Origin of the sequence: Methylobacterium sp. B1, assembly GCF_000333255.1 — a bacterium.
Lineage (GTDB): Bacteria > Pseudomonadota > Alphaproteobacteria > Rhizobiales > Beijerinckiaceae > Methylobacterium > Methylobacterium fujisawaense.
In genome coordinates this window covers 1-4,001 of record NZ_BACT01000828.1, presented here as the reverse complement: position 1 = coordinate 4,001, position 4,001 = coordinate 1, and the positions used below count along the sequence as shown (strand labels likewise).

The 4,001-nt window shown below is 71.9% G+C and carries 6 protein-coding genes and 1 pseudogene; 4 read left to right on the top strand and 3 right to left on the bottom strand.

Translation table 11 applies throughout. The features are described 5' to 3' along the window. Both I53_RS23920 and I53_RS23915 read right to left on the bottom strand, forming a co-directional pair. Positions 1–590, bottom strand: a 590-nt coding sequence (locus I53_RS23920; RefSeq protein ID WP_043355413.1) for a coproporphyrinogen III oxidase, incomplete at its 3' end; no start/stop codon positions are given. Between the two features lie 104 nt (positions 591–694). After that, positions 695–1,108, bottom strand: a complete 414-nt coding sequence (locus I53_RS23915; protein WP_043355411.1) for a PaaI family thioesterase — start codon at positions 1,106–1,108, stop codon at positions 695–697. Positions 1,109–1,545: 437 nt separating this feature from the next. Here I53_RS23915 and I53_RS23910 point away from each other — a divergent pair, with 437 nt between their 5' ends. After that, positions 1,546–2,061, top strand: a complete 516-nt coding sequence (locus I53_RS23910) for a MucR family transcriptional regulator (RefSeq protein ID WP_043355409.1) — start codon at positions 1,546–1,548, stop codon at positions 2,059–2,061. Positions 2,062–2,122: 61 nt separating this feature from the next. Here the strand turns inward: I53_RS23910 and I53_RS23905 are convergent, their stop codons facing one another. Next, positions 2,123–2,302: a hypothetical protein gene (locus I53_RS23905; RefSeq protein WP_043355407.1), complete on the bottom strand. Its 180-nt coding sequence runs from the start codon at positions 2,300–2,302 to the stop codon at positions 2,123–2,125. A gap of 276 nt (positions 2,303–2,578) precedes the next feature. Between I53_RS23905 and I53_RS23900 the strand changes: the two genes are divergently transcribed. From I53_RS23900 to I53_RS23890, 3 genes and pseudogenes are all read left to right on the top strand, one after another. Continuing rightward, positions 2,579–3,040 carry a GNAT family N-acetyltransferase gene (locus I53_RS23900; protein WP_043355405.1) on the top strand — a complete coding sequence of 154 codons (462 nt, stop codon included), beginning with the start codon at positions 2,579–2,581 and terminating at the stop codon, positions 3,038–3,040. Positions 3,041–3,110: 70 nt separating this feature from the next. Further along, positions 3,111–3,467 (top strand): hypothetical protein, encoded by a 357-nt coding sequence (locus tag I53_RS23895; protein ID WP_043355404.1) that lies wholly within the window; start codon positions 3,111–3,113, stop codon positions 3,465–3,467. Positions 3,468–3,597: 130 nt separating this feature from the next. After that, positions 3,598–4,001 (top strand): annotated as a pseudogene (locus I53_RS23890) (hypothetical protein); the annotation flags it as partial.

The window sequence follows — 4,001 nt, the reverse complement described above, 5'->3', positions numbered from 1 at the left end:
CGGGCGTGATCGATGCCGTGCGCCGCGCAGGCCCGCGCCAGGCAGGCGTGGAAATGGCGGCTGTCCGGATCGGCCTGATTGCGGCGCCGGTCGAGCACCGGCGTCAGATCGGCCCCGCCGCCGAACCACGCCCGCGTCGTCGCGACGAACCGGGTGTTCATGTGAACCGTCGGCACGTGCGGATTCCACGGATGGGCGATCAGCGAGATGCCGGTGGCGAAGAAGCGCGGATCCTCGGCGGCGCCGGGCATCTGGGCCCGGAATTCCGGCGCGAACTCGCCATGCACCGTCGAGATGTGCACCCCCGCCTTCTCGAAGACGCGGCCGCGCAGCATCGCCATGACGCCGCCGCCGCCGGGCCGGCCGGTATGGTCGGTCCGGTTCCACGGGGTCTTCTCGAAGGTTCCGGGGCCCTCGGGCGCATCGGGATGGAACGGGCCCGTCGCCTCCGCCTCGATGGCCTCCAAGGCCGCGAGGATGCGATCGCGCAGCGTCTCGAACCACGCCGCGGCCTCGGACTTCATGGCCGCCACGTCGGCCTCTGAGGGAGGCGCAGCCAGGGCTGCGCGCGCGTCATCCGGCATCGTCATGACACAGGCTTTTCCACCGTGCCGGGCGCACGTCAATGAGGGCGCGGCCCGACGTGACCGCGCAGGCGTCCGGAGCCGCAACCCGCCGCGGCGGCGCGGGCGGCCTACGCCGGGCCCGGCCGCTCGCCGACGGGCTTGAGCAGCCCCGTGGCCGTCGCCACCAGATCCCCCGCCGCATCCCGGATCTCGGCCTCGCAGAAGATCACCGACCGCCCCGCCCGGGTCACCCGCCCCTCGGCGATCAGGATACCGCGCCCGGGGGCGAGGAAGCGGGTCTGCATGTCGAGGGTCACCACGGGGCGCCCCGCCTGCAGCCGGGCCGCCGTCCCGAGGGCGACGTCGAGCAACGTGCAGAGCGCGCCGCCATGGGCAATGCCGAGATTGTTGGCGTGCTCCGGCTGCAGGGCCAGGCGCAGGCGCGTCCGGCCGGCGCGCACGTCGAGGGCCTCGATGCCGCAATGATCCACGAACGGGATAGTGGCGCCGAAGACGGTGCCCGGTTCCGATTGCTGGTCCACGTCGATCGCCCCGGATCCCGTCTCACCCGGACGTTTATGGCCCAGATGCGCCCGAGGCCAGGACCGGCCCCGCGCAGATCACGTGACAGTCCGGCCGAAACGTTCATCCCGCGTCGACGCGCTGACGGGACATCGCGGCGGGCCGCCGCGTGAAGTTCCGGGCGTCTCATCAGACCCGAAACGGATCTTCGCAGAGGAAGCCCGCCGCTAGATCGCGACAGAAGGCATAATCGGCGCCCGTCCGCAGGCCGCGGCCACATCCAACCTCGCCTCCGGCATGTCGGTTTGCTCGACCAACGATTTCAGCTCGACCCACGGCTTCAACAATATGCGTGTTCATGACCGGGGCATTGTGTAGGGAAATGCTCGACGACGACTTGATTTTGCTGCACAGACGTTAGAACCGTCTCACCACGGTCGGATAGAGGGAATCATCGATGGACGACACCGCCACTGAGCAGCAGCAGACCTTTATCGAGCAGGCGTCGGACATCGTCTCGGCGTATGTCTCGAACAATTCGGTGCCCATCAGCGAGTTGCCCGGTCTGCTCGCCGGCGTTCACGCCGCGCTGACGAAGCTTTCGGCCCCCGCGGCGACCGTGACCGAGACGGCCGACAAGCCGACGCCGGCCCAGATCCGCAAGTCGGTGACGCCGGACGCGCTGATCTCGTTCATCGACGGCAAGCCGTACAAGACGCTGAAGCGCCATCTGTCGCGCAACGGCCTGACGATCGAGCAGTATCGCGAGCGCTTCGGCCTGCCGCGCGACTACCCGTCGACGGCCGCGAGCTACTCGGCCCAGCGTTCGGAACTCGCCCGCAGCCTCGGCCTCGGCCAGCAGCGCCGCAAGTCCGCTGCTCCGGCGCCGGCGCCGGCTCCGGAGCCCGTCGCGGAGGTGGCCGAGAAGCCCAAGCGCGTGAGCCGCCCCCGCAAGGCCAAAGAAACGGCCTGAGCCCGGCCCCTCGGCCGGGCCCCTGGGACCCGGCCGGCCCGCAGCCCGCGTGCCGGCCGGATCACGCGAAGTCGGCGAGATCGTCGGCCACGTCGCCCGCGGCGACGTCCGTCTCGGCCCTGTGCCGCTCGACCGCTTCGGCCTCTTCGGCCGTCCCGGGTCGCGGCACCGGCCGCTCGGTCTCCGGATGCGCCTTGCCGGCCGCGTCGTCGGTGGATTGATCCGTCACCCGACCCGCCATGCTGCGCGCTCCCCGAACTTGAACTGGGAAGCAAAGCGCCAAAGCCCGTGCGTGTTCCGCCCCGCGAACACTCCCGCGAACACTGCGGGTGACCCCGCCGAAGCCCGGTCCGGCGCTCGTTCGCCTTCCTGAAGGCGCTCTCCAGATCCCGTCGAAGGACGAGGCCGAGGGCCGCGACGGCACCGGCCTCGACGCGGCCCGTGCGGGCTGCGCCCGCGGGGGACGGATCGCGATGCGCCGCGTTGCACGTCCGGGCCGGCCGATCAGGAGCGGAATTTGGGCACTCGCTACGGGCTGGAGATCCGCGCTGCCGCGAGTCCCGACGCCGCCGGGCTCGCGGCCCTGTTGGGTGAGGCGGGGATCGCGGTCAGCGCCGCGGACCTCGCGACCCGGCTCGACGCCCTGCAACAGGACGGCGGCACCGCCCTCGTCGCCGTGGAATGGGGACCGCCGAGCGGCCTCATCACCGTGTCCCCCGTCCGGACCCTCGAGGCGCCGCGGCCCTTCGGCCTGATCACCAGCCTCGCGGTCGCGATCGAATCCCGCCGCCGGGGCATCGGCCGGGTGCTGCTGAAGGCGGCCGGCCGGGCGGCGCGACAGGCGGGCTGCGACCGGCTGCTCCTGGCCGCGGCGCCGGACCAGGAGGCTTTGCGCGCCTTCTGCAGGGCGGCCGGCTTCACCGATGCGGGGCAAATGCTCGCGCGGCCGCTGCTGAAGCGCGGCGCCGGAGAGGCCTGAAAGCCGCGACATCCTGGCCGCAGCCGACCGGGCCCATCGGGCGTTGTGACCGGAGACTGGAGTCCCCCCGATGACGCTGCGATCCGAGACCCCGCCGCCCCCTGCGAACCTGCCCTGCGATCCGCCACCGGATTCCGACGCGCCGACCGCCGCGCAGCTCAAGGGCGACATCGACAGCGGCCGCACCGCCGACAAGACCCCGCACATGGATATCGGCGCGGCCCCGCTCGGGACCTGCGAGGAGGCCGGCGGGACGCCGCCGACGCCCCAGGAGGTCCGGATCGCCCGGCAGAACGAGCGGGCCCCCTCGGAGCGGGCGGCGAAGGGCTACGTGCACCAGCGGCAGCCCTGGGTCCTGCCGCTCTATGTCGGCATCATCGTCGCGGCGGCCGTGGGGCTCGGCCTCGTTCTCTGGCTGACGCGCTGAGGCCGAAGCGGGGCCGCGCGCGGGCCACCATGATGCAGGACGGCACGGTCGCGCCGGAGGCGGTTTAAAGGTCGATTCACGTCGATGCGGTTAGCGTGACCTTACTGCAGTCTTGCGTAACCGATCCTCCATGCCCCCATCCGTCGATGCTCCGCCGGACCTGTCCGGGCTCCTCGAACTCTCACGCATCGAGAATCTCGATCTCAAGCCGGTGATCCTCCGGGTTCAGACCGACTTGTTCGTCCGGGCGGCGGCCCGGGACAGGACTGAGATCGAGATCTTCGAATCGCTCGCCTGCGGCCTGATCCCCACGGTGGATGAGGAGACCGCCCGGGTGGTGGCCCGCAAGCTGGCCCCCTGCCCCGAGACGCCGCCGGCGGTGCTGGAGGCGCTCGCGCTGCGCGGCGGCGAGGCCCGCGACGCGGTGGTGGAACTGGCCCCGACCCTGAGCCATCGCCTGATCGAGGCGGCCCTGGCCGAGGGATCGGATATCGCCGCCCGCATCGCCGCCCGGGCCGGGTTGAGCCGCGAGGC